Consider the following 25,154-nt stretch of genomic DNA (forward strand, 5'->3'; position numbering starts at 1 on the left):
TTCGCTCGCGAAGGTCCAAAGGCCACCATATCCACCGCTAACGGATCTAGTTACTGCGCGCGGCTGTGATGAAGCTTTCCGTGCATGGTTGGCATGGTCGCGGGGTAGGAGTCGCTCAAGGTTCCACAGTCAGCACTAGCAGTGACTGTCCGTCATGGTTTCGACGTTAATCCGCCCACGAAACTACGCAGCGCAGTGGTCATCCGATCGGTTGATTCCCTACTCTGATCGGGCGAGTAGCTGCAGTTAGCGGGTCCGGGGGCGGACCAGTCAAAACTTTGACGCAGCCGGGACCTGTTATATCGAGCCCGTGACGGGTGGTAATAGGTCGGGGTTGAGGCACGGTGGGGGAGGTGAGTGGCTGATGGCTGCGCCGGAAGAGCGCCGCACGGTGGCACCTGCCATTCTCCCGGAACCCCGCACGCCCGCCGACGACGTGCACGGCCCCGCCTGGTTCTCCTACACCGCCAACGGCGACCAGATCGTCTGGTCGGCGCAGCTTCGTGCCATGGTCGGCCGGCAACCCACTCAGGACGAGGTCAGCCGCAAGGTCCTCGCCCGCTACGTGCACCGCGACGATCATGCCAAGGCGCTCGGTGCTATCACCCAGACGTGGACGAGCCGGGTCCCGGTGCGGACCACCGTGCGGTTGATGCGCGCCGACGGTGGCTGGTTCGACGTGGACTGCCGGCTCGAACCGGTGAAGAGTCCCGACGGCACGGTCCGCGGCATCCGCGGCACGGTCACCGACGTCTCCGCCCGTGAGCGCGCCCGCCGCGAGATCGCCCGGCTGGCCCGCCGCGGCGAGACCGTGCAGACCTCGCTGATCGACCCCGACCCGGCGACCGGCCTGCTCACCCGGGCCCGGTTCACCGACGAGATCGACCGGTCCCAGCGTCGTGGCGGCGGCGCGGTCCTGATCATCCGGGTGCAGCCGGAGAAGCACCTCGAGGGCGACGGGGTGCGGCCGGACCGCAACGCCGACCTGCTGCATCGTGCAGCGCGGGTGCTCGAGGGCGTTGTGCAGGAGGGCGCCCGGCTCGGCCGGGTCGGCCCGAGCGAGATCGGCCTGCTGCTGCCCGGCACCTCCTGGCCGATGGCCCGCCGGGAGGCGGAACTGCTGGTCCAGGCGTTGCGCTCGCAGACGTTCGTGCTGCCCGACACCTGGCTGCGCGCCCGCGCCTGGGGCGGGCTGGTGCGCTTCACGCCGGATGCCGAGGCGGGCAGCCACGAGGTGCTGATCGACGCCGAGCACGCCTGGCGGCAGTCCCGCGAGGCCGATCGGCCGGTCACCTTCGTCGCTCACCCGGTGCCGGTCCGCGACCGGCAGGGCTCCTATCGCACCCGGGTCGCCGACGCGCTCGGCACCGACCGGTTCACGCTCTATGCCCAGCCGATCCTGGAGCTGCAGACCAACGAGATCACCCGGCACGAGCTGCTGCTGCGGGTGCTCGACGAGGCCGACGGGCCGCAGTCGCCGATCCAGGTGCTCGACACGGCCGAGCGGCTCGACGCGGTCTACGACATCGACCTGTGGGTGGTCGAGCGGGCCATGCAGGTGGCGAACGAGCAGCCGGAGACCTGCCTGCAGATCAACCTGTCCGGCCGCTCGGTCGGCGACCCGCGGCTCACCGACGAGGTGGTGCGGCTGATCGAGGAGTACGAGGTCAATCCCGGCCAGCTCACCTTCGAGATCACCGAGACCGCGCTGATCGGCAACCTGACCGAGGCCCGCCGGTTCGCCGACCGGATCCGCGACCTCGGCTGCGAGCTCGCCCTCGACGACTTCGGCTCCGGCTACGCGTCCTTCCGCTACCTGCGGATCTTCCCGATCGACCTGGTCAAGATCGACGGGGAGTACGTCGTGGATCTGGTCGAGAACCCCCAGGACCAGGTTCTGGTGCGGGCGCTGGTGCAGGTCTGCCAGGCGTACGGGATCCACACCGTGGCCGAGTTCGTGCAGGACGAGCCGACTCTGCGGCTGCTGCGTGAGCTGGGCGTCGACTACGTCCAGGGCTACCTGATCGGCCGCCCCGCTCCGCTGCTCTCCGGACGGTTGCCCACCACCTGACCGGGGTAACCGTTGCGGTATGGAACACTTCACGATCGCCACCGTCGCGGAGCAGAGTCCCGACTTCCGCCGGGTTCTGTTCACCGGTAAGCACACCCAGCTAGTCGTCATGACCATCCCGCCCAACGGCGAGATCGGCGAGGAGGTCCACGAGGTGGACCAGATCCTCACCTTCGTGAGCGGCGTCGGCCAGGCCATCGTCTCCGGCAAGGAACGCAAGGTCGCCCAGGGCGACCTGGTCGTGGTGCCGGCCGGCCACAAGCACAACTTCCTGAACACCGGGCCCAACCCGCTGGTCCTCTACACCGTCTACGGCCCGCCGGAGCACGCCGAGGGTGCGGTGCACAAGACGAAGGAAGAGGCGGACCGCCTCGAGGAGGCCGGCAAGGACGAGCCCCCGCAGAGCTGACGTGTCACCGGGACCGGCCGAGGCCCCCCAGCCAGCCGGTCCCGGCAACACGCGGAGCGGAACGATACTCGCGGCGCACGATCACATCGATCGGCGTGCCCGTTTGGCGGCCGGTCCGTTGCCCCAATGAGATACTTCTGGCCGTCTGCCGATAACCTTCCACCATGGACGAGCCCAGATGGTTGACCGACGAGCAGCAGTTGGCCTGGCGCCGATGCGTCGAGGTCCTCGTCCGGGTCCCGGCCGCGCTCGAGGCACAGTTGCAGCGCGACGCCGGTCTCACCCACATGGGTTACATCGTGCTCTCCGCCCTGTCCGAGCGGCCCGACCGCCGGCTGCCGATGAGCCGCCTCGCCAAACAGGTCTCGGCCTCGCTGTCCCGCCTGTCCCACGTGGTGGCCCGGCTGGAGAGCAAGGGCTGGGTCCTGCGCGAACGTGACCCCGAGGACGGCCGGGTGCAGATCGCGGTGCTCACCGACGACGGTTACGACAAGCTCGTCGAGTCCGCGCCCGGCCACGCCGAGGCCGTCCAGCAGCTGATCTTCGACCGGCTCAGCCCGGCCCAGGTCCGGCAGATGACCAAGCTGGCCGACGCTCTCCTGCAAACTCCGGTCGAGGTCCGCCCCCAGGCCTAATAGGCTGGCCGAATGAGTCAGAAAGTGCGGGGCGTGATCGCCCGAGCTAAAGGTGCGCCGGTCGAGGTCGCGACGATCGTCGTGCCCGACCCGGGTCCGGGCGAGGCGGTCGTCAAGGTTCAGGCGTGCGGGGTGTGCCACACCGACCTGCACTACCGCGAGGGCGGCATCAACGACGACTTCCCGTTCCTGCTCGGCCACGAGGCCGCGGGCGTGGTCGAGTCGGTCGGCGAGGGCGTCACCGATGTGGCGCCGGGCGATTTCGTGGTGCTCAACTGGCGGGCCGTCTGCGGCAACTGCCGGGCCTGCCTGCGCGGCAAGCCGTGGTACTGCTTCGCCACCCACAACGCCACCCAGAAGATGACCCTCGAAGACGGCACCGAGCTGTCGCCGGCGCTGGGCATCGGCGCGTTCGTCGAAAAGACGCTGGTGGCGGCCGGTCAGTGCACGAAGGTCGCGGCGGATGCCCGGCCGGCGGCGGTGGGTCTTCTCGGCTGCGGCGTGATGGCCGGCATCGGCGCCGCGATCAACACCGGCGGGGTCACCCGCGGTGACTCGGTCGCCGTGATCGGCTGCGGCGGGGTAGGCGACGGCGCGATCGCCGGCGCTGCCCTGGCCGGGGCGACGACGATCATCGCGGTCGACACCGATGAGCAGAAGCTGGAATGGGCGCGCGGCTTCGGCGCGACCCACACGATCAACGCGCGCGAGAAAGACGTCGTGACCGCGGTGCAGGAGCTCACCGGTGGCAACGGCGCCGACGTGGTGATCGAGGCGGTCGGCCGGCCCGAGACGTACAAGCAGGCGTTTTATGCTCGTGATCTGGCCGGCACGGTGGTCCTGGTCGGGGTGCCGACCCCGGAGATGACCATCGAGCTGCCGCTGCTCGACGTGTTCGGCCGCGGCGGCGCGCTCAAGTCCAGCTGGTACGGCGACTGCCTGCCGACCCGTGACTTCCCGATGCTGACCGCGCTCTACCAGCAGGGCCGCCTCGACCTGGACGCGTTCGTCTCCGAGGAGATCACGCTGGACCAGGTCGAGGAGGCCTTCGGCAAGATGCACGGCGGAGGCGTACTCCGCTCGGTCGTTCTGTTTTAACCGGCCTTGGAATAGGCCGGCACCGAGCGGTCGGCCAGCAGATCAAGGGAGAGGGCCGCGGTCCAGCTGAACGTCGGCGCGCCGAGGCCCTCGCCCGTGGTCGGGTGGAAGTACTCGAAATGCCCGTTGCGGTGCACCAGCCGCACCATCGCGGCGCGCAGGTCCTCGGCCTCGTCGCGGAAACCGTGCACCAGCAGACCGCGCCGGATCAGCCAGTTCACGTTGATCCAGACCGGGCCGCGCCAGTAACGCATGGTGTCGAAGTCGGCCGCGGTGCGGTCGTAACTCGGCACCGGCAGCCCGAAGCGCTCCGACCGCATCTCGGCCATGATCGCCTCGACCAGCTCGGCCGGCAGGTCCGGCAGCATCAGCGGCAGCAGGCCGCTCACGCAGTTCGCCGGGGTCAGCTTGCCGGTCTTCACGTCCAGCGCGTGGAACCGGCCGGTCGCCGGGTTCCAGAGCCGCTTGACGATCGCGGTGGTGATCTGCCCGGCCCGGTCGCGGTGCGTGGCCGACTCGGCGGCCAGGCCCAGCACCCCGGCGATCTGGGCCAGCGCCAGCTCGGCGGAGGCCAGGATCGAGTTGAACGCGGGGCACTCGACCGCGAGCGCGTGCCGGTCCAGCAGGCCGTCGTCGGCGTAACCGCCGGCCCGGTAGCTGAGCACCAGGCCTACGTACCGCGAGTAGTCCAGGTCGGTCGGGCGGTGCGCGGCGTGCGAGACGTCCAGGTCCCGGCGGCGGTACTGGGACAGCAGCGCCAGGTCGGCCGGCACGTTCGCCATCGCCTCGTCCCAGGCCGGGCTGTTGTCCAGGCCGGACTCCCACGGGTGCACGATGCCGGCGAGGCCGCCGCGGCCCAGGTTGCGGTCGGTGGTCAGGTAACGCTGCTGGGCGACCAGGCGGGGGTAGAGCCATTCCAGCTCGGTGCGGGCCTCCTGCGCGCAGTTCGCGCCGTGCGCGGCCGCGTGCCGGTAGACCTCCCAGGCGGCGATCGCGTGCATCGGCGGCTGGACGATGCCGGTGCTGCCCCTGGCCGCGCGGCCCGCGTAGGCCGGCACGTTCCAGAACGCCGGGCCCGGGAAGTAGTCGGCCTCGGCGGTGGCCGGGTCGAAGACGATGTGCGGCACCCGGCCGTCCGGCCACTGCGCCTCGAACAGGCTCCGCAGGTCGCGCCAGGCGCGCGTCGGGTTCACATAGGCGAGGCCGATGGCGATGAAGGCGGCGTCCCAGCTCCACTGATGGGGGTACAGCCGGCGGGACGGGACCATGTGGTCACCGGCCCAGTTGGTGTCGAGGACACGGACCGCGGAGTTCCAAAGTTCGGCAGACATCTCAGGCTTCGAGGCAGGGGGAGGGGTCAGGTCGTCGTGCATCTAATCAGAAACCCTTTCCGCTGCGATAACCGGCAAACCTCCGGGATCCCGGCCGAGGGAACCGGTTGACGACCGCCGGGGCACGGACTAAGGGTGCGCCGAGGGCCTCAGTTCACCCATCGGCTCGGGCGTGGGGCGGCTGAACCCTGGATGTGGGCTTGCTCTCAGGTCGCAACCGGGATTTCCCGCCAGAGCTTGCTGGCCTCGCCCGGCAGATAGGGCGAGTCCAGCCGCTTGGCGATGATGGCGGAGAGACCCTGAGCCCGCGCTGCCTCTTTCGCGAACGGCCCGCCACCAGGGAAGTACGGTGGCGTCTGCCAGTGCTCACCGGCGATCGCCAGCCCGTCCAGCAACTCGCGGCGCTGGGCGTACTCGATCTCCGTCGTGCCGTGCCCTTCCAACCAGAGCAGGTCGAACACCAGGAACTGCACCGGCGTCCGCTCGGCGGCGCGCTTAGCGGCCCCGGCATCCTTCGGCGCCGTGCGCCGGGCGAGAAGCTTGGCGTCGGGTCGCGGTCCGTCGAACGCCATCAGCTCCCCGTCGAGCACGGCCTCGATCGGCGCGAGCGCCGGCCCCAGGGCCCGGACCTCCGGAAACCACGAGGTCACCTCGCCGGCGCCGGCTTCGAGCAGACGAACACGACCACCGGAGACGTACGCCGTGACGCGCCGGCCACCCCACCCCATCTCGTACGCCCAATGGTCGTCGTCTTTGGGAAGGCTCTTCTGACCGGTGGCGAGCATCGGCGGCACCGTCTCCGGCATCGGCTCCCAGCCGGGCTCTGGCGGGTCCATCCGCCGCGCCATCCAGTCCGCGCCGCCGGTCCGGAAGAAGATGTAACGCCCGGCCGTCCGGTCGCCGTGGAAGGTCACCTCGATCTCGTCGTCGCGCCACTTCGTGGTCTCGTAGGTGCCCCGGTCGAAGATCGTCATCCGGCCGCCACCGTATTCACCGGCCGGGATCTCGCCCGCGAAGTCCAGGTACTCCAGCGGGTGATCTTCGGTGTGTTTGGCGAGGTTGTTACGGGTGCGGTCGCGCGGGAGTCCACGGGGGACGGCAAAGCTCACCAGCACGCCGTCGCGTTCGAGGCGGACGTCCCAGTGCAGGCTGCGGGCATGGTGCTGCTGGATGACGAACCGGTTGCGCCCGGTCTCCCCGGGATGGCCCACGGGAACGGGTTCGGGCGTGCGTTTTTCATCACGTTTGCGGCGATATTCGCCGAGCCGGTCCGCCATGCGTTTGTCATACCCCGATGCAAGGCTGTTCGCATGTACTCGGAACGGGCGTCATCGTTGCCGCACGTCGTGGCCTGGCGGAGTGTCACGCCGCCGGGCGCGGGGGAGCACCGCATCCTGCCGGACGGTTGTCTCGACATCATCTGGCGGGACGGTCATGTCTTTGTGGCCGGGCCCGACACGACCGCGCAGATCGGCCGGCCGCAGCCGGGGAGCCGAATGTTCGCGCTGCGATTCAGCTCCGGGACGGGGCCGCCGGTTCTCGGTGTGCCGGCCTCCGAGCTGGTCGATCGGCAGGTGCCGCTCGAGGCGCTGTGGCCGGCCGCCGCGACCCGGTCGCTCGCCGAGGCCGACGATCCGCTGGCCGCCCTGTTCGAGGTGGTCGGCCGGCGCTGGTCCGAGCCCGATCCGGTGATGGTGGCGCTGGCCTCGGCGTCGTCATCCGGGCGGAGGGTCGACGAGATCGCCGCCCGGGCCGGCCTGAGCAATCGGCAGTTGCTGCGCCGCAGCAACATTGCGTTCGGATACGGGCCCAAGGTGCTTGCCCGGATCCTGCGGATGCAGCGGGCGGTCGGGATGGCCCGCGGCGGCGTGCCCTTCGCCGCCGTCTCGGCGTCGGCCGGCTATGCCGACCAGGCCCACCTCGCTCGCGAGGTGCGGGCCATGGCCGGCGTGCCGCTGGGCAGGTTGGTCAGTGTTTGATCCAGGCGAACAGATCAACCGGGTAACCGTCCGGGTCGTGCACGACCGCGTAACGCTGGCCCCACTCGGCGTCCCACGGCTCGCGGTAACTGTCGTAACCGGCCGCGACCAGGTCGGCGTGCGTCGAGTCCACCTCGGCCGGGTCGGCGCAGAGAAACGCGAGGCTCGGACCGGTCTTGGGTCCACCGGGGCTGAAGCCCGGGTCGATCGACGCCAGCAGTGTCTCGGTGTCGAACATCAGCCGGATGCCGCCGGGTAGCTCCACTTCGGCGTGCGGCTCATTGTCCTGCCCGGCCGGGATGTCCAGGCCGAGACGGCGGTAGAAGTTCAGAGAGGTTGCCATGTCGGCCACGCCGAGGCCGATTCCATTGATGATCGGTGCCATGTCGCCGACGCTACGACGGAGTGCGGAGGCTGTCTTGAACAAATCGGACTCGGGGTTGATCGAGGGTTTCCCGGCCCGGTGGCTAGGGGTAGTGTTCTGGCTCCGACGCGTGTCCGACCGCTGGGAGGCTTTGGCGCGATGACCTTGCGCATCCTCGTGGTGGGGGCCGGGATTGCCGGTCTTTCCGCTGCTCGGGCGCTTCGGCTTGCCGGCTATCGACCGGATGTCGTCGAAGAGCTCCCCGCCAGCATGTTGCCGGGTGCCGGCATCTATCTGCCCGGTAACGCGTCGCGTGCGATGCGCCAACTCGGCCTCGACGCACCCCTGCGCCCGCTCGGTGATCTGATCTTCCGGCAGGTCTTCCTCGACGCCCGCGGCCGCTCGCTGTTCGAGCTGGACGTGGCCGCCCTGTGGGCCGGTGTCGGCGAGTCCCGCGCGCTGTCCCGGGCCGACCTGCAACAGGTGCTGCTCACCGGGGTCGGCGGCGAGGTCCGCTACGACACCGCGGTCAAGGAGCTGGAGATCTTCGACGGCGCCGCCAAGGTCGAGTTCGGCGACGGCACCGTCGCGGAGTACGACCTGGTCATCGGGGCCGACGGCCGGCGTTCCACGGTCCGGGCCAAGGCCGGTCTCGGTGGCGCCGCCGTGCCGACCGGGCAGATCGTCTACCGATCCGTGGTCAGCGGCGGCCCGCCGCTGTCCGACTGGACCGCGCTGCTGGGCCGTCGTTCGTCGTTCGTCGCCATGCCGATGGGCGGCCGCAAGCTCTACTTCTACGCCGACGAGACCGCACCCGACTCGCCCAACCCGGAAGACCCGCGTGCCCACCTGCGGAACGTCTTCGGATCGTTCGGCGGACCGGTGCCGGCCATCCTCGGCGCCATCGAGAAGGTGTCGGTGGCCCGCACCGACGAGGTGGTGCTGGACACCTGGCATCGCGGCCCGGTGCTGCTGGTCGGTGACGCGGCCCACGCGACCGCGCCCACCCTCGCCCAGGGCGCCGCCATGTCCTTCGAGGACGCTGTCGTGCTCGGTGAGGAACTGAAACGTTCCGGTGGGGACGTTCCGTCCGCGCTGAAGGCGTATGAGATGCGCCGCCGGCCCCGATGCGGCGTCGTGCGCGACCGCACCCATGAGCGGGATCGCACCCGGGACGTGCCGCCGGCGCTGCGTGACCCGATGCTCCGGAGGCGGGGCCTGCGGATCTTCGCAGATCATTACCGGCCGTTGGTCCCGCCCGCCTGAGGTCGATCACCTCTGGGCAACCCCCGGGGCGAGTGGGCCGGATGGGGGACTATTCTGCCTGCGAGGTACGCCTTTCTCTATGCGCGTACTGAGCGGTACGAACGAGACGACGGAGGCTATTCGTGACGACCGTTGCGCCTAAGCCGATCGTGACCCGGCCCTACCCGGTCCGGCGGCAGGTCAAGGGTTCGGCGCTTGCCCGGATCCTGCGCACGACGGACGCGAAGCAAATCGGGATCATGTATTTGATCACGTCCTTCGTGTTCTTCATGCTGGGCGGCCTGATGGCCCTGCTCATGCGCGCGGAGCTGGCCCGCCCGGGCATGCAGTTCCTGTCGCCGGAGCAGTACAACCAGCTGTTCACGATGCACGGCACGATCATGCTGCTGTTCTTCGCGACGCCGATCGTGTTCGCCTTCGCGAACTTCGTGGTGCCGATCCAGATCGGCGCGCCCGACGTGGCGTTCCCGCGGCTGAACTCGTTCGCCTACTGGCTCTACCTGTTCGGCGGCTCGATCGCGGTCGGTGGTTTCCTCACGCCCGGCGGCGCGGCCGACTTCGGCTGGTTCGCCTACGCCCCGCTGAGCGACTCGCTGCACTCGCCGGGCATCGGCGGCAACATGTGGGTGGTCGGCCTGGCCCTCTCCGGTCTGGGCACGATCCTCGGCGGGGTCAACATGATCACCACGATCATCACGCTCCGGGCGCCCGGCATGACCATGTTCCGGATGCCGATCATGACCTGGAACATCCTGGTCACCAGCCTCCTGATGGTCATGGTCTTCCCGTTCCTGGCCGCCGCGCTGTTCGCCCTCGCCGCCGACCGCGTCCTCGGCGCGCACGTCTTCGACGTGAACACCGGCGGGCCGATGCTCTGGCAGCACCTCTTCTGGTTCTTCGGCCATCCCGAGGTCTACATCGTCGCGTTGCCCTTCTTCGGCATCATCACCGAGGTCATCCCGGTGTTCAGCCGCAAGCCGGTCTTCGGCTACAAGGGCCTGGTCGCCGCGACGCTGCTGATCGGCGCACTGTCCATGTCGGTGTGGGCGCACCACATGTTCGTCACCGGCCAGGTGCTGCTGCCGTTCTTCAGCTTCCTGAGCTTCCTGATCGCCGTACCGACCGGCATGAAATTCTTCGTCTGGATCGGCACCATGTGGCGAGGCCAGATCAGCTTCGAGACACCGATGATGTTCGCGATCGGCTTCCTGGTCACGTTCCTCTTCGGTGGTCTGTCCGGCGTGCTGCTCGCCTCGCCGCCCATCGACTTCCACGTCAGCGACTCATACTTTGTGATCGCGCACTTCCACTACGTGCTGTTCGGCACGATCGTGTTCGCCGTCTTCGCCGGCATCTATTTCTGGTTCCCGAAGATGTTCGGCCGGATGCTCGACGACCGCCTCGGCAAGATTCACTTCTGGCTGACGTTCCTGGGCTTCCACGCCACCTTCCTGGTGCAGCACTGGCTCGGCACCGAGGGCATGCCCCGGCGTTACGCCGACTACCTGCCGTCGGACGGCTTCACGTTCCTGAACACCTTCTCCACGATCGGCTCGTTCATCCTGGGCCTGTCCACGCTGCCGTTCCTCTACAACTGCTGGAAGTCCTACAAGGTCGGCCAGGTAGTGAACGTCGACGACCCGTGGGGCCACGGCAACTCGCTCGAGTGGGCTACCTCGTCCCCGCCGCCGCTGCGCAACTTCGACCGCATGCCGCGCATCCGCTCGGAGCGCCCGGCCTTCGACCTGAAGTTCCCGGAGCTGGCCGCCGGCCACTCGCTGGCCGGCCCGCCGGAGGGCGGCGCGAAGCCGCTGACCAGTGAGGCCGACGGCGGTGCCACCTACCAGGAGGACACCTCCGCCAACCTGGACCGCTGACCGACAGTCGTTTCGGCCCGCTCTTCCTCCGGGAAGGGCGGGCCGAGCCCTTTCCTAGGGCGCCAGGCGCTCGATGGCTGCTTTCAGGGCGGGCGCGTTCAGCGGGCGGTTGGCGGTCAGCATGTGGAGCATGACGCCGTCCAGGAAGGCCGAGATGTCGTGCGCCGGCTGGTCGCCGACGTGCGGAGCCAGGAGCTCGTGCAGGCCCTGAAGCCAGTCGCGGCCCAGGGGCTGCAGGGCTTCGTCGCGGGCGGCGGCCACACAGAGCTCGAACTCGATCTGGGCCCGGCGGCGGTCGGACATGTACTCGTCGACCAGCTCCACGAGCGCCTCGGCCAGGTCGGGGGCGTTCTCCAGGCGGTCGGCCCACCGGCGCAGGTCGGCCTCCTGATCTTCGGCCGCCTTCTGCAGGGCCGCGGCGATCAGGGCGTCGAGGGTCGGGAAGTAATAGGTGGTGGCGCCGAGCGGGAGGTCGGCCCGAGCCGCCACCAGCCGGTGCGACGTGCGGCCGATGCCGACCTCGGCAATCACCTCGATCGTCGCCGCGGCGAGCGCCTCCCGCCGAGCCTGCGGATCCCGCGACCGCCGCCCGGGCCTCGGTTGGTCTTGCTCGTTCAGCTGGCACCGCCGAGGTTGAGGGTCACTACGCCGGCGATGATCAGGCTGATGCCTGCCACCTTGAGCAGCGTGATGGGCTCGTCCAGGAAGACGGCGCCGATCGCGACGATCGCGGCGGTGCCCAGGGCCGACCACAAAGCGTAGGCCACGCCCACCGGCACGCCCTTGACCGCCTGGGACAGCGCGATCAGCGAGATCGCATAGCCGGTCAGGCAGGCCAGCGTGGGCCAGAGCCGAGTGAACCCCTCGGTCGACTTCATCATGCTGGTAGCGACGATCTCTGCGGCAATGGCGGCCAGCAGGTACACGTACGACACGGTCACACCTCTTCTTGTACATCTGTACAAGTACGATCGTACAACAGAGGCGAGGAAAGCTCATCTCCTGTTTTCGGCTGCCGATGGTGGGGGATTCGGGGCAGCTCACGACATGGGTGAGGACCTATGATCTCCGCACCCGCGGCGCTCCCGGCCGCCGGATCCCTGGGGAGGATCCTCCGTGCGTTACTCCGTCTGGCTGACCCGCGTCGGCCTGGCACTGCTCGTGGCCGCCTCGATCGACGCCCTCGCGGCGACGTCCGCCCAGGCCGCCTCGACCGGCGTGGCCTCCGTGGTGGAGACCACCAAGGTCAACTACAAGGCCGCCAAGGGCAAGCAGAACAAGGTCGTCGTCACCCTCGCCGGCCGCACCATCACGATCGACGACACCGTCGCGATCAAGGCCGGCAAGGGCTGCAAGGAGGTCAAGGGCGACAAGACCAAGGTCCGCTGTACGACCAGGACCGCTCCGACCCGGGTGCGCGTCTACACCTATGACCGCAACGACTCGATCACCAACAAGGCCAGCCTGCCGTCGACGCTGAACGGCGGCACCGGCAGCGACACCATCGTCGGCGGTCCTCGGGCCGACCTCATCAACGGCGACAACGGCAACGACAAGATCTGGGGTGCCGGCGGCAACGACACCATCTATCCCGACCTCGGCAACGACGTGTCCCACGGCGGTGACGGCGCCGACCTGATCATGGATGTCGGCGGCAAGTTCGTCAGCAACGACTGGATGTACGGCGACAACGGCGACGACACCGCGTTCGGTTTCGCCGGTAGCGACCACATCTTCGGCGGCTTCGGCGACGACTTCCTGAGCGGGGGAGCGGACGCCGACTACATCGACGGTGGTTACGGCGGCGATTACCTGATCGGCAACGACTGCCTCGCGGGCGACCCGGTCGGCAACTGCACGGCGAAGGACACCCTGATCGGCGGCCCGGGCATCAACACGATCGTCACGTCGTCCCACTGAGCCGGCCCGGGTGCTGCCACCTCAGCGATGACCGGCCGGGCTGGCCAGAGCCTCTCGCGATTGGCGCGGGATCAGCTCGGCCGGGTCGGTCGCGACGGCATCGGCCGGGGGCCGGATCGAGGCCTCGCCGCGGCGTTGGAGCACCTGAACAGGGATCACGGCCAGGGCGATCAGGGTGCCGACGCCGCCCACCGCCACGAAGCCCCACACCGGTGACCAGGTGTCGGCGGCGAGGCCGGCCAGCGGGCCGCCCAGGGCGACGCCGACCGTCAGTGACGAGTTGTGCAGGCCCATCGCCTCGCCGCGGGCCGGGGCCGGGGTCAGCCGGCTCACCGCGTCGGCGCTGGCGGTGATCGTCGGGGCGCACAGGGCGCCGCACGGGATCAGCAGGATGGCCAGCAGCCACCAGTGCGCGCCGCCGAACGCGACCGTCATGGTCAGCGCGGCCATCGGGGCCAGCAGCGCGACCGCGGGCAGACGCCGGCTCATCGTGCCGTAGGCGAAGCCGCCCAGCAGCGAATAGAGCGCCCACAGGGTCATCACCGGGCCGGTCCAGCCGACCTCGCCGCGTTCCCGCAGGACGGCCACGACCGCCACGTCGGTGCCGGAGAGCACCAGAGTGGCGGCCATCGTCACGGCCAGGATGGCGACGAAGCGGGGGCGCAGCCAGGAGCGGCGGGGGACCCGCTCACCCGCGGACACCGGCGACTCGTGTGCGGCCCGCACCGGCGGGTTGAGCAGCCACAGGCCGACGCCGGACAGCAGGATGCCGGCGCCGATGGTGAGCATCGCCACCCTTGGGCCCGGGCCGGTGGCGATCAGCACGCCCAGCGCCGGGCCGGTCATGAACGAGAGCTCGGTGGTGATCGAGTCGAGGGCGAACGCCGGCAGGCGCTGGGCCTCGGGGGTCAGCGCGGCGATCGACTGGCGGGCCACCGCGAACGCCGGCAGCGCCAGGAAGCCGCCGAACAGCGCCATCACCAGCAGCGCAAGATAGGGAACGCCCTGGGCCACCGACCAGAAGACGACCTCGGCCGCGGTGGTCAGGACCAGGACCGGGCGCAGGCCGCGCCGGTCGATCAGCCGGCCCATCAGCGGCGCGCCGACCGAGCCGCCGAGGGTGAACGCCGCGCCGACCAGGCCCGCGGCGCCATAACCACGATCCAGGTCGGTGACCACGTGCAGGGTCAGGACCACCGCGCCGGCCGCGATCGGGATGCGGGCCAGCGTCGCCACGGCCAGCAGCGACTTGATCCGGGGCAACGCGAGTGTTTCGCGGTAAGGCGTGAGCAGCATGTGGTTCCTGACCTCCGCCCGACATCCTGCCTCGGGGGTACGACAGAAAACCAACTACTTTCGCGGGCAGGAAACCTACGAAACGCGCGGGGAGCCGGACATTTCCACCGACGCGGTGCGGAACTCCTCGAGCGCCGCCTCGGTCGTTCCGGGAGCTACGCCGGCGGTCAGCTCCAGCAGGACCGTGGTGGCGAACCCGGCCGCGCGTGCGTCGAGCGCGGTCGCCCGTACGCAATGGTCGGTTGCGATTCCCACCACATCGACCTCGGTGACGTCTCGGGCCCGCAGCCAGGAGGCCAGGCCCGAGCCGTCGGTGGCGTGCCCCTCGAAGCCCGAATAGGCCGCCTTGTGCTCGCCCTTGTGGAAAACCTCCTCGACCCGGTCGGTTACCAGCGACGGGTGGAACTCGGCGCCCCCGGAGCCGACCACGCAGTGCGCGGGCCAGGTGTCCAGGTAATCCGGGTGGTCGCTGAAGTGGTTTCCGGGGTCGATGTGCCAGTCCTTGGTGGCGACCACATGGTCCCAGCGGCCGCCCGCCGCGAGCGCCGAGGAGATGTCGGCGGCGACCGCGGCGCCGCCGGTCACGGCCAGGGAGCCGCCCTCGCAGAAGTCGTTCTGAACGTCGACGATGATCAGCGCGCGTGCCACAACAACACCTCTTATGCGGTCGGGACGATGGTGACGGGAATGGCCGGGTCGCCGGCCGAGAGCTTGAGGCCTTCCCACGGGATCGAGATCAGGCACTGGCGCAGGTGGTCCCGGGACTCCTGCAGGGTGGGCAGCTCGACCACCTCGCCGCCGGCCACGAACGAGCGCTGCAGCAGCCGGTCGTTGACCACGTGGTCCGGCACCCCCTGGGAGACGATGATCTCCTCGGTGGCGGTGCCGGTCGGCTTGTGCCGGCGCACCGCGGTCTTGCGGCCGCCGACCGTCGCCTTGTTCTCCGAGCGCTTCACGACCGGGCGGCCCTCGACCTCGACCAGCTTGTAGACCAGGCCGGCGGTGGGCGCCCCGGAGCCGGTGACCACGGCGGTGCCGGCGCCGTACATGTCGACCGGCTCGGCGGCGAGGGTGGCGATGGCGTACTCGTCCATGTCGCCGGAGACGACGATCTTGGTTTCGGTGGCGCCGAGCGAGTCGAGCAGCTCGCGGGAGTGCTGGGCCAGCACCGACAGGTCGCCGGAGTCGATCCGGACGGCCCGCAGGTCGGGGCCGGCCACCGCGATCGCGTTCCGGATGCCCTGGGCGATGTCGTACGTGTCGACCAGCAGTGTCGTGTTCTTCCCGAGCGCCGCCACCTGGGAGGCGAACGCGGCCGGCTCGTTGTCGTGCAGCAGCGTGAACGCGTGCGCCGAGGTGCCGGTGGTGGGAATGCCGTACTTCGCGCCGGCGGCCAGGTTGGAGGTCGAGGCGAAACCCGCGAGATAGGCGGCGCGGGCGGCGGCGACGGCGGCATCCTCATGCGTGCGCCGTGAGCCCATCTCGATGATCGGGCGCCCCCGGGCCGCGGTGACCATGCGGGCCGCGCCGGTCGCGATCGCGCAGTCGTGGTTGAGCACCGACAGGATCAGCGTCTCCAGGATCACGCACTCGGCGAAGGTGCCGGAGACCGTCATGATCGGCGAGCCGGGGAAGAACAGCTCGCCCTCGGCGTACCCATCGATGTCGCCGGTGAATCGATAGGCCGAAAGCCAGGCCGCGGTGCTCTCGTCGACGATCTGCGCCCGGCGCAGGAAGTCGACGTCCTCATCGGTGAACCGGAAGTCGCGGATCAGCTCCATCAGTCGTCCCGGGCCGGCGACCACGCCGTAGCGGCGCCCGGTGGGCAGCCGGCGGGCGAAGACCTCGAACACGCAGCTGCGGTCGGCGGTGCCGTCCTTCAGCGCGGCACTGACCATGGTCAGCTCGTACTGGTCGGTCATCAACGCGGGGGCGAAGGAGTTCACCCCCTCACCCTATTGCGCGCTGCTGCCCCTTACTAATGGTGCCCTGACCTGCGGTTCGGCGTTCCGGTTCACCGATCCGGCAAATCCGGTGGCAACATGGGGGTCATGGCGTTGCCACAGGTTGCTCCCTTCGAGGCGCCAGAGATCGAGGAAGCCCCCGCCGATGACCGGCCATGGGTGACGATCGTCTGGGACGATCCGGTCAACCTCATGTCTTACGTGACCTATGTTTTCCAGAAGTTGTTCGGCTACAGCAAGGAGCGAGCCGAGCAGCTGATGCTCGATGTGCACACGAAGGGCAAGGCGGTGGTCTCGTCAGGTGCCCGGGAGCGCATGGAGATGGACGCGAACCAGCTGCATGGATACGGTCTCTGGGCGACGGTTGACCGGGCCTGAGCAACCGCGGGAGAGGGCAGATGTTCCGACGCAACGGCAGCCAGTGCGTGGCCACCTTCGCGATCGACGAGGTGCGCGTGCTGCGCAAGGTCGCCGGCGAAGTGGTCGGCCTGCTGACCGACGGGATGGACCACACCGATCCGGTGGTGGGCCGCCTGTTCCCCGACATTTACCCGGATCGCCCGGAGGAGTCGGCCGAGTTCCGGCTCTACACCGAGGGTGAGCTCAAGACCGGCAAGATCGATCAGGCGGGCGCGATCCTCGCCGCCCTGCCCGACGAGGGCGAGGGCGAGGTCCGCCTGGACGGCGAGGCCGCCGAGGCCTGGCTGCGCGCCATCAACGACGCGCGGCTGGCGATGGGCACCCGCCTCGACATCACCGCCGAGACCGATCTCAGCGAGGAGCTGGAGTCGGCGGTGGTGAAGGACCCCAGCTCGAGCCGGGTCTTCCAGCTCAGTGTGTACGCGTACCTGGGTTACCTCCAGGAGTCGCTGCTCAACGCGCTGCCGGAGATCGACTGACTGTGGGCACGGCCATAGTCGGCCCGGGGAAATCTCACGGTAATGTGAACAGCGTGCTGACCATCGACCGGGCGGTCGTCGACGCGATCGTCGCCCACGCTCGCCGGGACCACCCCGACGAGGCCTGTGGCGTGGTCGCCGGGCCGCTCGGCAGTGACCTGCCGACCAGGCTCATCCCGATGGACAATGCCGCCCGGTCGATGACCTTCTACGAGTTCGACTCCCTCGAGCAGCTGCGGGTGTGGCGCGAGATGGATGACAACGACGAGGAGCCGGTGGTCATCTACCACTCGCACACCGCGACCGAGGCGTACCCGTCCCGGACGGATGTTTCGTTCGCCGGTGAGCCGGGCGCTCATTACGTTCTCGTCTCGACCCGCGAGCCGGACTCCGAAGAGATCCGATCGTTCCGCATCGTGGACGGTGTGGTGGCCGAAGAAGAGATCAACATCGTGGATGCGACGGTGGACGCGTGAGCGCCGTGCAGTCGTACATGTTCGGGCAGAGCCCCGTCTCGGTGGTCTACGAGTGTCGCTGACGACACCCTCGTAGACCTCTTCCCGTTGTTCGACCTCACTCAGGAGCATCACCGAAATGGCTATCGAAGTTCGCGTTCCCACCATTCTGCGCAGCTACACCGGCGGCTCGAAGGTCGTCGAGGGTTCTGGCGACACGCTCACTGCGCTGCTCGACGACCTCGACGCCAAGCACAGCGGTCTCAAGGGCCGGCTGATCACGCCCGAGGGCAACCTGCACCGCTTCGTCAACATCTACATCAACGACGAGGACGTGCGTTTCCTCGGCGCGCTCGACGCCAAGCTCAACGACGGTGACTCGATCACCATCCTGCCGGCCGTCGCCGGTGGCGCCCTGGGCTTCGCCGCGGCTGCCGCGCTGCTCGGGCCCCGGCCCAACCGCCCCGCCGCCACCCTTGACCGGGCTGAAGGCTGAGCTGAATTATGGCTCGTTACGAGAGCCTGCTGGACGCGTGCGGGGGCACGCCGCTGGTCGGCCTGCCCCGCCTGTCGCCGACGGTGCCCGACGGGGCACCGGCGGTGCGCCTCTGGGCCAAGCTGGAAGATCGCAACCCGACCGGCAGCATCAAGGACCGGGCGGCGCTGTTCATGGTGCGCGAGGCCGAGGAGTCCGGCCATCTGCACCCCGGCGACACGATCCTCGAGCCGACCAGCGGTAACACCGGCATCGCGCTGGCCATGGTGGCAAAACTGCGAGGCTATCGCCTCGTCTGCGTCATGCCGGAAAACGTCTCGGCCGAGCGGGTCCAAATCCTCCGGATGTACGGCGCGGAGATCATCACCTCGCCCGCCGCAGGTGGGTCGAACCAGGCCGTGGCAACCGCCAAGCAGATCGCCGCCGAGCACCCGGACTGGAAGATGCTCTTTCAGTACGGCAACCCGGCGAACGCCCGCGCGCACTACGAGACCACCGGCCCCGAGCTGTTGCACGACCTGCCGACGATCACCCACTTCGTGGCCGGCCTGGGCACCACCGGCACGCTCATGGGCACCGGCCGCTACCTGCGGGAAAAGGTCGAGGGCATCCAGATCATCGCGGCCGAGCCGCGCTACGGCGAGCTGGTCTACGGCCTGCGCAACATCGACGAGGGCTACGTGCCCGAGTTGTACGACGCGAGCGTGCTGACCCGCCGTTTCTCGGTCGGCACCCGGGACGCCGTGCTGCGCACCCGCCAGCTGGTCGAGGTCGAGGGGATCTTCGCCGGGTTCTCCAGCGGGGCGATCCTGCACGCGGCGCTCGCGGTGGCGCACGAGGCGGTCAAGGCCGGCCGCGGCGCCGACGTGGCCTTCGTGATCGCCGACGGCGGCTGGAAGTACCTGTCGACCGGCGCCTACGGCGGCACGCTCAACGACGCGGAAGAGGCCCTCGAGGGCCAGCTCTGGGCTTAATACAAAACGGCGATCAGCACGTCGACCGCCAACGGGGCCGTGGCTGCGGCCAGAAGCAGCCACGGCAGCACCGGGCGGTGGATCGACAGGAACGATCCGACGACCAGAGCCACGCTCAGAAGTCCGAAAAAGGACATGGTCGGGACGTACCAGAAGGCCGCGCCCTCGACGACCGCGACGAACCCGCGCACCCCGACCCCGAGACCGGTCAGGCCCAGCGCGGCGGCGTAGAGCGCCATCGTGAGCAGCCGCATCGGCGACGGTGCCGGGTCGTCCGCCGCCGGAAAGCGGAACAACGCCTCTCGGTCGCCGAACTGTGCGGGCGCGGGCGCACTCTCCCATCCGCCGAACGGCATGATCTCTGCCGCCTCGGTGCGCGTGCCGCGGTTCTGCTCGACCGTTGTCACTATCCCGCCGTCCTGTCCGTCCCTAGAAGTCCTCACTTTGTGCAACGCAAAGGACTCACCGGACGTAACGGGAAATGCGCTAATGACCGAGGTCACGGGCAATGTGATGTACGTTGTCGATTTAGCGACAAATCGATCAGACGTTTACCTGCCGCGCAGCTCGCGGCATATGCTTCGCTCCGTGATTGACTGGTCTGACGAGACTGCCACGGACCGGTCCGGCGGGGCGTGGACGACCCAGCGTGAGCCAGAGGGACCCGCATGCGACTGACCGTTCTCGGCTGTGCCGGCAGTTTTCCCGGCCCCGAGGCGGCTTGCTCCGCCTATCTCGTCGAGGCCGATGATTTCCGGCTTCTCATCGATTTCGGATCAGGGTCGATGTCGGCGATGCAGCGGTACACCGACATGAACTCGATCGACGCAATCATCCTGACGCACCTGCACTGTGACCACATGCTGGACGCCTGCACCTACATCGTGGTCCGTCGATATGACCCGACCGGCGCCCGGCCGCCCATCCCGGTCTACGCGCCACTCGGCGCCGCCGAGCGCATCTCCTCGGCGTACAGCTCGGAGAACGAGCCCCTGGACGACGTTTACACGTTCTACGGCCTTCAGCCGGGGACGTTTCCGATCGGGCCGTTCACGATCACTGTCGACCGGGTCAACCATCCGATCGAGACGTACGGCGTCCGCGTCGAGCACGAGGGCCACGTCCTGGCGTACTCCTCGGACACCGCGCCCTGTGAGCCGCTGCTCCGCCTGGCCGCCGGCGCCGACCTGTTTCTCTGTGAGGCAAGTTACCTGGACGGGGTGGACAACCCGCCTGGCCTGCACCTGACCGGCGGCGAGGCGGGCGAAGCGGCGACCAAGGCGGACGTGGGGCGGCTTTTGCTGACCCATTTGATACCTGCATGGTTCTCCGAGGCATCTATTGTGGATGCGGCCACCGCGGCCTTTACCGGCCCGGTTGAGGTGGTTCGCCCCGGCGCCCGGTACGATCTCTAAAGAGCCCGAACCGGGGGGCGGGGGCGCTCAGCCGTAGCACCACCGGATCGTGATCTTGGAGTTGCTTGCATGCGCATCGTCCGCCTGGCCAACTTCGTGACGACTCATACCGGTGGCCTCCGGACAGCTCTTCGCAATCTGGGCGAGGGCTACCAGAGCGCGGGTCACGAGGCGATCCTCATCATTCCCGGGCGCGAGCACTCCGACATCCAGACCTCCCAGGGCCGCGTCATCACCCTGCCCAGCGCGCGCCTGCCGCGCAGCGGTGGCTACCGGGTGATCGCCCGCCGCAGCGAGCTGACCCGGCTGCTCGACTCGCTCGAGCCCGACCGCATCGAGGTCTCCGACCGGGCCACTCTGCGCTGGACCGGCGGCTGGGCGCGGATGCGTGGCGTCGGCTCGGTGATGGTGTCGCACGAGAGCCTGGCCGGCCTGCTCGGCGTCTGGGGCATGCCCAAGCGCGACCACCTGGCCGACCGCCTCAACCTGCGCACCGCCGAGCATTTCGACACGATCGTCTGCACCACCGCGTTCGCCGCCGCCGAGTTCCGCCGGCTGGGCGTGCCCAACCTGGTCGAGGTGCCGCTCGGCGTCGACCTCGACGAGTTCCACCCGTCGCGCCGCGACCCGGCCATCCGCGCCCGTTACGCCCGGCCCGACGAGCTGCTGGTGGCGTTCTGCAGCCGGCTGTCCGCGGCCAAGCGTCCCGAGCTGGCGGTCGACGCGATCGCGGCGCTGCGCAACCAGCGGGTGCCGGCGGTGCTCGCGGTGGCCGGTGACGGCCGGCGCCGGGCCGCGCTCGCCTACCGGGCGGCCCGGCTCCCGGTGCGGTTCGCCGGCCACATCACCGACCGCTCCGCGGTCGCGTCGCTGATGGCCAGCGCCGATGTCGTCGTTTCACCGGGCCCGGTGGAGACGTTCGGCCTGGCGGCCCTGGAGGCCCTGGCTTGTGGTACGCCGGTGGTGGTCAACGAGAGCAGCGCGCTGCCCGAGGTGATCGGTGACGCCGGCATCGCGGTTCCCGGAACTCCGGAGGCGTTCGCCGAGGGGATCCGGGCCCTGATCGCGCGCCCGGAGGCGGAGCGGCGCGCGGCCGCCCGGGCCCGGGCCGAGGGATTCGGCTGGCAGCGGGCGGTGGACGGCTTCCTGCGGGCGCACGGTGCGCTGCCGCTCGAGGTGACGATCGCCCGCCAGCGGCCGGAGGCCGTGCTGCGCCCGGCTGTGCCCCGCAACGTTTAGCAGTTATCCACAGGCAGGAAACCCCGCGGAGCGGGCCGGGCCTCCAACCAATAAGGTTTGGGGCATGGCACGCCCCGACGGCCGAGCGGCCGACCAGCTACGACCCGTGACCCTCACCCGGAAATGGAGCATCCATCCGGAGGGGTCGGTGCTCGTCGAGTTCGGCGACACCCGGGTGCTCTGCACCGCCAGCGTCACCGAGGGGGTGCCGCGCTGGCGCAAGGGTTCCGGCCTCGGCTGGGTCACCGCCGAATATGCGATGCTGCCCCGCGCCACCAACACCCGCGGCGACCGGGAGAGCATCAAGGGCAAGGTCGGTGGCCGCACCCACGAGATCTCCCGCCTGATCGGGCGCAGCCTGCGGGCCTGCATCGACCTCAAGGCCCTCGGCGAAAACTCGATCGTCCTCGACTGTGACGTGCTGCAGGCCGACGGCGGCACCCGCACGGCCGCGATCACCGGGGCCTATGTCGCGTTGCACGACGCGGTGAATTGGCTGGCCGATCGCAAGTCCCTGGCCGGCAAGGTCGATAAGGTGATGCACCGCTCGATCCAGGCGGTCAGCGTGGGCATCATCGACGGCGAGCCCCGCCTCGACCTGATGTATCTCGAGGACGTCAAGGCCGAGGTCGACATGAACGTGGTGTGCACCGGCGACGGCGACTTCGTCGAGGTGCAGGGCACCGGCGAGGACGGCGTGTTCCGCCGCGACCAGATGGACGCCCTGCTCGACCTGGGCGTCCTCGGTTGCACCGAGTTGGCCGCGGCCCAGCTGAAGGCTCTTGCCTCATGAGCGAGCGCAGCGAGCGAATCGGCCAGCTCAGTGTGGAATTGGCTCTTGGCAGCTCGGAGCGAAGCGAGGAGCTGGCATGAGTTCGAAATTGCTGCTGGCGACGGCCAACAAGAAGAAGCTGGTTGAGCTTCAGCGCATTCTCGACGTGGCGCTAGGGGCGTCGCGGATCGAGCTGGTCGGGCTGGGCGACTTCGAGGATTATCCCGACGTGCCCGAGACCGGCCTGACGTTCGGCGAAAATGCGCTGATCAAGGCGCGCGAGGGGGCCAAGCGCACCGGTCTGCCCACGGTGGCCGACGACTCGGGCATCGCGGTCGACGCGCTCAACGGCATGCCGGGGGTGTTCAGCGCGCGCTGGTCCGGGGGCCACGGCAACGACCTGGCCAACCTCGAGCTGGTGCTGGCGCAGATCTCCGATGTGGTCGACGAGCACCGGGGTGGCGCATTCGTGTGCGCGGCCGCGCTGGTCCTGCCCAACGGCCGCGAGCACCTGGTCGAGGGCAAGCAGCGGGGCACGATCCTGCGGGCGCAGCGTGGCGAGGGCGGCTTCGGTTACGACCCGATCTTCCTCGGCGACGGCCAGAACCGCACGAACGCGGAGCTGACCCCGGCCGAGAAAGACGCGATCAGCCACCGCGGCAAGGCCTTCCGCGAGCTGTCCAAGGTGATCGCCAAGGAACTGCCCTAAGGCCCCGGCACGACGACGTTGACCAGCTTGGGGGCCCGGACGATGGTTCGGGTCACCGGGCGGCCGGCTATGGCGGGGGAGGCCAGGGCCAGCGCGGTCAGGTCGGCCTCGGTGATGTCGCCCGGGACCTCCAGACGGTCGCGGACCTTGCCGTTGACCTGCACGGCGCAGATAACGGTGCGCTCGGCAGCCAGGGCCGGGTCGATCGCGGGCCAGCCGGCCTTGGCGACGCCCGGTGGATGGCCCAGGCGTGACCACATCTCCTCGGCGGTGTAAGGCGCGAACAGCGACAGCACGACCGCGATCGCCTCGACGGTCTCGCGCCGTGCGGGATCGTCGGCCGGCGCCTCGCGCGCGGCCGTGACCAGCTCCATCAGGCGGGCGACGGCCACGTTCAGCCGCCGTGCCTCGATCAGTTCGGTGATCAGCCGCAGCAGGCGGTGGGTGGTGCGGCGCAGCTCCGTGCCGGCCGCCGGGGCGGGCGGGCCGGTGACCCGGTCGGTCAGGGACAGCGCGCGGGACAGGAAGCGGACCGAGCCGCCGGGGGAGATGTCGGCCCAGTCGATGTCTTCCTCGGGTGGGCCGGCGAAGACCATGGCCAGCCGGATGGCGTCCACGCCGTAGGTGGCTATCTGGGCACCCAGGTCGACCATGTTGCCCTTGGATTTGCTCATCGCGGCGCCGTTCAGGATCACGTGACCCTGGGTGGTCAGGGCGCGGAACGGCTCGGTGAAGTCGACCAGGCCCAGGTCGTACAGCACCTTGGTGAAGAAACGGGCGTACAGCAGGTGCATGACGGCGTGCTCGGGACCGCCGAAATACTGGTCCACCGGGCGCACCGCTGCGGGGTCGAACGGGCCCTGGTCGTAGGCCGGGTTCGGGTAACGCAGGAAGTACCACGACGAGTCGACGAACGTGTCGAGCGTGTCGGTGTCGCGCTCGGCCGGGCCGCCGCAGGACGGGCAGGACACCGCCACCCAGTCGGTGGCGGCGGCCAGTGGGGAGACGCCGCGCGGAGACAGGGCGGCGCCACGCAGGTCGGGCAGGCGGACCGGCAGCTCGTCGTCGGGCACCGGGACCTCGCCGCAGGCGTGGCAGTGCACGATCGGGATCGGGCAGCCCCAGTAACGCTGCCGGGAGATCAGCCAGTCGCGCAGGTGGTAATCGGGGGCCTGGCCGATCCAGTTGCGCTGCATGGTCAGGATGTGGGCCGGCCAGTGGCCCTCCAGCTGCGACATGTCGGCCAGCAGTCGGTCGGCGTAGGCGGTGGTGCGGAAGAACCATTGGGTCAGCGACCGCGTCGTCACCTCGCTGCCGCACCGCTCGCAGCGACCGCCCACCACCTGCTCGTTGGCCAGCACCGTCTGGTCGGCCGGGCACCAGTTGACCGGGGCCTCGGCGCGGTAGGCCAGGCCCCGCTCGAAGAACCGCAGGAACAGCCACTGTGTCCAGCGGTAATAGGACGGGTCGCTGGTGTGCAGGCGGGTCGACCAGTCGATGGACGTCGCATAGCGGCGGAACGACTCGGCCTGGGTGGCGATATTCGCGTACGTCCAATCGGCTGGATTTTGATTTCGCCGGATGGCCGCATTTTCGGCGGGCAGGCCGAACGAATCCCAGCCGACCGGATGCAGCACGTCGAAGCCCTGCTGCGTCCAGTAACGGGCCACCGCGTCGCCGATCGCATAGGCCTCGGCGTGGCCCATGTGCAGGTCGCCGGAGGGATAGGCGAACATGTCGACCAGATAGCGCTTTTCCCGCGCCGGATCATGCGAAGCGAAGAGGTTCAGCGACTCCCACACGGGCAGCCAGCGGGCTTGCATCGCGTGAAAGTCGTATTCGCTCATGTCCGGAAGTTAGCCGGAGATGCCGCTCTGCCGCTTCCGATTTCCCGCGAGCCGGATGGCCCGGACCGCGAAACCGGGCCGGAACAGCGCCGGCTCAGCACGCGCGCGGCGGTGAGACCGGCTGTCCCGGCCCCGATG

26 protein-coding genes and 1 pseudogene are annotated in these 25,154 nt (G+C 69.4%); 17 read left to right on the forward strand and 10 right to left on the reverse strand.

Annotation, left to right across the window (positions count from 1 at the left end; translation table 11 throughout):
• Positions 1-364 precede the first annotated feature (364 nt).
• From AB0E90_RS20590 to AB0E90_RS20605, 4 genes are all read left to right on the forward strand, one after another.
• Positions 365-2,071, forward strand: a complete 1,707-nt coding sequence (locus tag AB0E90_RS20590) for a sensor domain-containing phosphodiesterase (RefSeq protein ID WP_360407612.1) — start codon at positions 365-367, stop codon at positions 2,069-2,071.
• Between the two features lie 19 nt (positions 2,072-2,090).
• Positions 2,091-2,480 (forward strand): cupin domain-containing protein, encoded by a 390-nt coding sequence (locus AB0E90_RS20595; protein ID WP_360407615.1) that lies wholly within the window; start codon positions 2,091-2,093, stop codon positions 2,478-2,480.
• Positions 2,481-2,644: 164 nt separating this feature from the next.
• Entirely contained in the window at positions 2,645-3,115 is a 471-nt protein-coding gene (locus AB0E90_RS20600; RefSeq protein WP_360407618.1) for a MarR family transcriptional regulator, read from the forward strand.
• A gap of 12 nt (positions 3,116-3,127) precedes the next feature.
• Positions 3,128-4,213 carry an S-(hydroxymethyl)mycothiol dehydrogenase gene (locus tag AB0E90_RS20605; RefSeq protein ID WP_360407621.1) on the forward strand — a complete coding sequence of 362 codons (1,086 nt, stop codon included), beginning with the start codon at positions 3,128-3,130 and terminating at the stop codon, positions 4,211-4,213.
• On the opposite strand, the gene AB0E90_RS20610 is transcribed toward AB0E90_RS20605, so the two are convergent.
• Positions 4,210-5,544 (reverse strand): trehalase family glycosidase, encoded by a 1,335-nt coding sequence (locus AB0E90_RS20610; protein ID WP_360407624.1) that lies wholly within the window; start codon positions 5,542-5,544, stop codon positions 4,210-4,212. The genes AB0E90_RS20605 and AB0E90_RS20610 overlap by 4 nt on opposite strands.
• A gap of 206 nt (positions 5,545-5,750) precedes the next feature.
• Complete coding sequence (locus AB0E90_RS20615; RefSeq protein WP_360407627.1) at positions 5,751-6,821, reverse strand: DNA polymerase ligase N-terminal domain-containing protein; 1,071 nt, start codon at positions 6,819-6,821, stop codon at positions 5,751-5,753.
• Between the two features lie 33 nt (positions 6,822-6,854).
• Here AB0E90_RS20615 and AB0E90_RS20620 point away from each other — a divergent pair, with 33 nt between their 5' ends.
• Complete coding sequence (locus AB0E90_RS20620; protein ID WP_360407630.1) at positions 6,855-7,523, forward strand: helix-turn-helix domain-containing protein; 669 nt, start codon at positions 6,855-6,857, stop codon at positions 7,521-7,523.
• On the opposite strand, the gene AB0E90_RS20625 is transcribed toward AB0E90_RS20620, so the two are convergent.
• Complete coding sequence (locus tag AB0E90_RS20625) at positions 7,513-7,908, reverse strand: VOC family protein (protein ID WP_360407633.1); 396 nt, start codon at positions 7,906-7,908, stop codon at positions 7,513-7,515. The genes AB0E90_RS20620 and AB0E90_RS20625 overlap by 11 nt on opposite strands.
• 120 nt (positions 7,909-8,028) lie before the next feature.
• On the opposite strand from AB0E90_RS20625, the gene AB0E90_RS20630 reads away from it, so the two are divergent.
• Both AB0E90_RS20630 and ctaD read left to right on the forward strand, forming a co-directional pair.
• Positions 8,029-9,153: an FAD-dependent monooxygenase gene (locus tag AB0E90_RS20630; protein ID WP_360408481.1), complete on the forward strand. Its 1,125-nt coding sequence runs from the start codon at positions 8,029-8,031 to the stop codon at positions 9,151-9,153.
• Between the two features lie 122 nt (positions 9,154-9,275).
• Positions 9,276-11,030, forward strand: a complete 1,755-nt coding sequence (gene ctaD / locus AB0E90_RS20635) for a cytochrome c oxidase subunit I (protein ID WP_360407636.1) — start codon at positions 9,276-9,278, stop codon at positions 11,028-11,030.
• 54 nt (positions 11,031-11,084) lie between these two features.
• On the opposite strand, the gene AB0E90_RS20640 is transcribed toward ctaD, so the two are convergent.
• Entirely contained in the window at positions 11,085-11,561 is a 477-nt protein-coding gene (locus AB0E90_RS20640; RefSeq protein ID WP_360407639.1) for a TetR family transcriptional regulator, read from the reverse strand.
• An 83-nt stretch (positions 11,562-11,644) separates the two neighbouring features.
• On the reverse strand, positions 11,645-11,965 hold the full coding sequence (locus AB0E90_RS20645; protein ID WP_360407642.1) for a multidrug efflux SMR transporter: 321 nt from the start codon (positions 11,963-11,965) through the stop codon (positions 11,645-11,647).
• A gap of 181 nt (positions 11,966-12,146) precedes the next feature.
• On the opposite strand from AB0E90_RS20645, the gene AB0E90_RS20650 reads away from it, so the two are divergent.
• The gene (locus AB0E90_RS20650; RefSeq protein WP_360407645.1) at positions 12,147-12,950 is read left to right on the forward strand and encodes a calcium-binding protein; all 804 of its coding nucleotides are present in this window, start codon (positions 12,147-12,149) and stop codon (positions 12,948-12,950) included.
• Between the two features lie 21 nt (positions 12,951-12,971).
• Here the strand turns inward: AB0E90_RS20650 and AB0E90_RS20655 are convergent, their stop codons facing one another.
• The 3 genes from AB0E90_RS20655 to AB0E90_RS20665 all read right to left on the reverse strand — a co-directional run bounded on the left by AB0E90_RS20655 (position 12,972) and on the right by AB0E90_RS20665 (position 16,192).
• Entirely contained in the window at positions 12,972-14,246 is a 1,275-nt protein-coding gene (locus AB0E90_RS20655; RefSeq protein ID WP_360407648.1) for an MFS transporter, read from the reverse strand.
• 75 nt (positions 14,247-14,321) lie between these two features.
• Complete coding sequence (locus tag AB0E90_RS20660) at positions 14,322-14,894, reverse strand: isochorismatase family protein (RefSeq protein WP_360407651.1); 573 nt, start codon at positions 14,892-14,894, stop codon at positions 14,322-14,324.
• Positions 14,895-14,905: 11 nt separating this feature from the next.
• Complete coding sequence (locus AB0E90_RS20665) at positions 14,906-16,192, reverse strand: nicotinate phosphoribosyltransferase (RefSeq protein WP_360407654.1); 1,287 nt, start codon at positions 16,190-16,192, stop codon at positions 14,906-14,908.
• A gap of 105 nt (positions 16,193-16,297) precedes the next feature.
• Here AB0E90_RS20665 and clpS point away from each other — a divergent pair, with 105 nt between their 5' ends.
• The 5 genes and pseudogenes from clpS (at position 16,298) to AB0E90_RS20690 (ending at position 19,034) form a co-directional block, all read left to right on the forward strand.
• Positions 16,298-16,588, forward strand: coding sequence for an ATP-dependent Clp protease adapter ClpS (gene clpS / locus AB0E90_RS20670; RefSeq protein ID WP_360407657.1), 291 nt, complete (start codon positions 16,298-16,300; stop codon positions 16,586-16,588).
• Between the two features lie 20 nt (positions 16,589-16,608).
• Complete coding sequence (locus AB0E90_RS20675; protein ID WP_360407660.1) at positions 16,609-17,109, forward strand: DUF2017 domain-containing protein; 501 nt, start codon at positions 16,609-16,611, stop codon at positions 17,107-17,109.
• A gap of 53 nt (positions 17,110-17,162) precedes the next feature.
• Positions 17,163-17,647, forward strand: a pseudogene (locus tag AB0E90_RS20680) (M67 family metallopeptidase).
• Between the two features lie 56 nt (positions 17,648-17,703).
• Complete coding sequence (locus tag AB0E90_RS20685; protein WP_360407663.1) at positions 17,704-18,060, forward strand: MoaD/ThiS family protein; 357 nt, start codon at positions 17,704-17,706, stop codon at positions 18,058-18,060.
• Between the two features lie 8 nt (positions 18,061-18,068).
• The gene (locus AB0E90_RS20690) at positions 18,069-19,034 is read left to right on the forward strand and encodes a cysteine synthase (RefSeq protein WP_360407666.1); all 966 of its coding nucleotides are present in this window, start codon (positions 18,069-18,071) and stop codon (positions 19,032-19,034) included.
• On the opposite strand, the gene AB0E90_RS20695 is transcribed toward AB0E90_RS20690, so the two are convergent.
• On the reverse strand, positions 19,031-19,441 hold the full coding sequence (locus AB0E90_RS20695) for a hypothetical protein (RefSeq protein ID WP_360407669.1): 411 nt from the start codon (positions 19,439-19,441) through the stop codon (positions 19,031-19,033). The genes AB0E90_RS20690 and AB0E90_RS20695 overlap by 4 nt on opposite strands.
• A 261-nt stretch (positions 19,442-19,702) precedes the next feature.
• Between AB0E90_RS20695 and AB0E90_RS20700 the strand changes: the two genes are divergently transcribed.
• The 4 genes from AB0E90_RS20700 (at position 19,703) to rdgB (ending at position 23,169) form a co-directional block, all read left to right on the forward strand.
• Entirely contained in the window at positions 19,703-20,449 is a 747-nt protein-coding gene (locus AB0E90_RS20700) for an MBL fold metallo-hydrolase (RefSeq protein ID WP_360407672.1), read from the forward strand.
• 69 nt (positions 20,450-20,518) lie between these two features.
• Complete coding sequence (locus AB0E90_RS20705) at positions 20,519-21,688, forward strand: glycosyltransferase (protein WP_360407675.1); 1,170 nt, start codon at positions 20,519-20,521, stop codon at positions 21,686-21,688.
• A gap of 64 nt (positions 21,689-21,752) precedes the next feature.
• Complete coding sequence (rph, locus tag AB0E90_RS20710; protein ID WP_360407678.1) at positions 21,753-22,481, forward strand: ribonuclease PH; 729 nt, start codon at positions 21,753-21,755, stop codon at positions 22,479-22,481.
• A gap of 76 nt (positions 22,482-22,557) precedes the next feature.
• Positions 22,558-23,169, forward strand: a complete 612-nt coding sequence (rdgB, locus tag AB0E90_RS20715) for an RdgB/HAM1 family non-canonical purine NTP pyrophosphatase (RefSeq protein WP_360407681.1) — start codon at positions 22,558-22,560, stop codon at positions 23,167-23,169.
• Here the strand turns inward: rdgB and AB0E90_RS20720 are convergent.
• A complete protein-coding gene (locus AB0E90_RS20720) occupies positions 23,166-25,016 on the reverse strand; it encodes a leucine--tRNA ligase (RefSeq protein ID WP_360407684.1) in 1,851 nt (616 codons plus the stop codon). The genes rdgB and AB0E90_RS20720 overlap by 4 nt on opposite strands.
• Positions 25,017-25,154: the final 138 nt, after the last annotated feature.

This window comes from Actinoplanes sp. NPDC026619 (genome assembly GCF_040638295.1).
Classification (GTDB): domain Bacteria; phylum Actinomycetota; class Actinomycetes; order Mycobacteriales; family Micromonosporaceae; genus Actinoplanes.

What these genes read in the sequence shown, in the direction of transcription:
- AB0E90_RS20590 (WP_360407612.1), top strand. Translation starts at nt 365, where the DNA reads ATGGCTGCGCCGGAAGAGCGCCGCACGGTGGCACCTGCCATTCTCCCG.
- AB0E90_RS20595 (WP_360407615.1), top strand. Translation starts at nt 2,091, where the DNA reads ATGGAACACTTCACGATCGCCACCGTCGCGGAGCAGAGTCCCGACTTC.
- AB0E90_RS20600 (WP_360407618.1), top strand. Translation starts at nt 2,645, where the DNA reads ATGGACGAGCCCAGATGGTTGACCGACGAGCAGCAGTTGGCCTGGCGC.
- AB0E90_RS20605 (WP_360407621.1), top strand. Translation starts at nt 3,128, where the DNA reads ATGAGTCAGAAAGTGCGGGGCGTGATCGCCCGAGCTAAAGGTGCGCCG.
- AB0E90_RS20610 (WP_360407624.1), bottom strand. Translation starts at nt 5,544, where the DNA reads ATGTCTGCCGAACTTTGGAACTCCGCGGTCCGTGTCCTCGACACCAAC.
- AB0E90_RS20615 (WP_360407627.1), bottom strand. Translation starts at nt 6,821, where the DNA reads ATGGCGGACCGGCTCGGCGAATATCGCCGCAAACGTGATGAAAAACGC.
- AB0E90_RS20620 (WP_360407630.1), top strand. Translation starts at nt 6,855, where the DNA reads ATGTACTCGGAACGGGCGTCATCGTTGCCGCACGTCGTGGCCTGGCGG.
- AB0E90_RS20625 (WP_360407633.1), bottom strand. Translation starts at nt 7,908, where the DNA reads ATGGCACCGATCATCAATGGAATCGGCCTCGGCGTGGCCGACATGGCA.
- AB0E90_RS20655 (WP_360407648.1), bottom strand. Translation starts at nt 14,246, where the DNA reads ATGCTGCTCACGCCTTACCGCGAAACACTCGCGTTGCCCCGGATCAAG.
- clpS (WP_360407657.1), top strand. Translation starts at nt 16,298, where the DNA reads ATGGCGTTGCCACAGGTTGCTCCCTTCGAGGCGCCAGAGATCGAGGAA.
- AB0E90_RS20675 (WP_360407660.1), top strand. Translation starts at nt 16,609, where the DNA reads ATGTTCCGACGCAACGGCAGCCAGTGCGTGGCCACCTTCGCGATCGAC.
- AB0E90_RS20685 (WP_360407663.1), top strand. Translation starts at nt 17,704, where the DNA reads ATGGCTATCGAAGTTCGCGTTCCCACCATTCTGCGCAGCTACACCGGC.
- AB0E90_RS20690 (WP_360407666.1), top strand. Translation starts at nt 18,069, where the DNA reads ATGGCTCGTTACGAGAGCCTGCTGGACGCGTGCGGGGGCACGCCGCTG.
- AB0E90_RS20700 (WP_360407672.1), top strand. Translation starts at nt 19,703, where the DNA reads ATGCGACTGACCGTTCTCGGCTGTGCCGGCAGTTTTCCCGGCCCCGAG.
- AB0E90_RS20705 (WP_360407675.1), top strand. Translation starts at nt 20,519, where the DNA reads ATGCGCATCGTCCGCCTGGCCAACTTCGTGACGACTCATACCGGTGGC.
- rph (WP_360407678.1), top strand. Translation starts at nt 21,753, where the DNA reads ATGGCACGCCCCGACGGCCGAGCGGCCGACCAGCTACGACCCGTGACC.
- rdgB (WP_360407681.1), top strand. Translation starts at nt 22,558, where the DNA reads ATGAGTTCGAAATTGCTGCTGGCGACGGCCAACAAGAAGAAGCTGGTT.
- AB0E90_RS20720 (WP_360407684.1), bottom strand. Translation starts at nt 25,016, where the DNA reads ATGAGCGAATACGACTTTCACGCGATGCAAGCCCGCTGGCTGCCCGTG.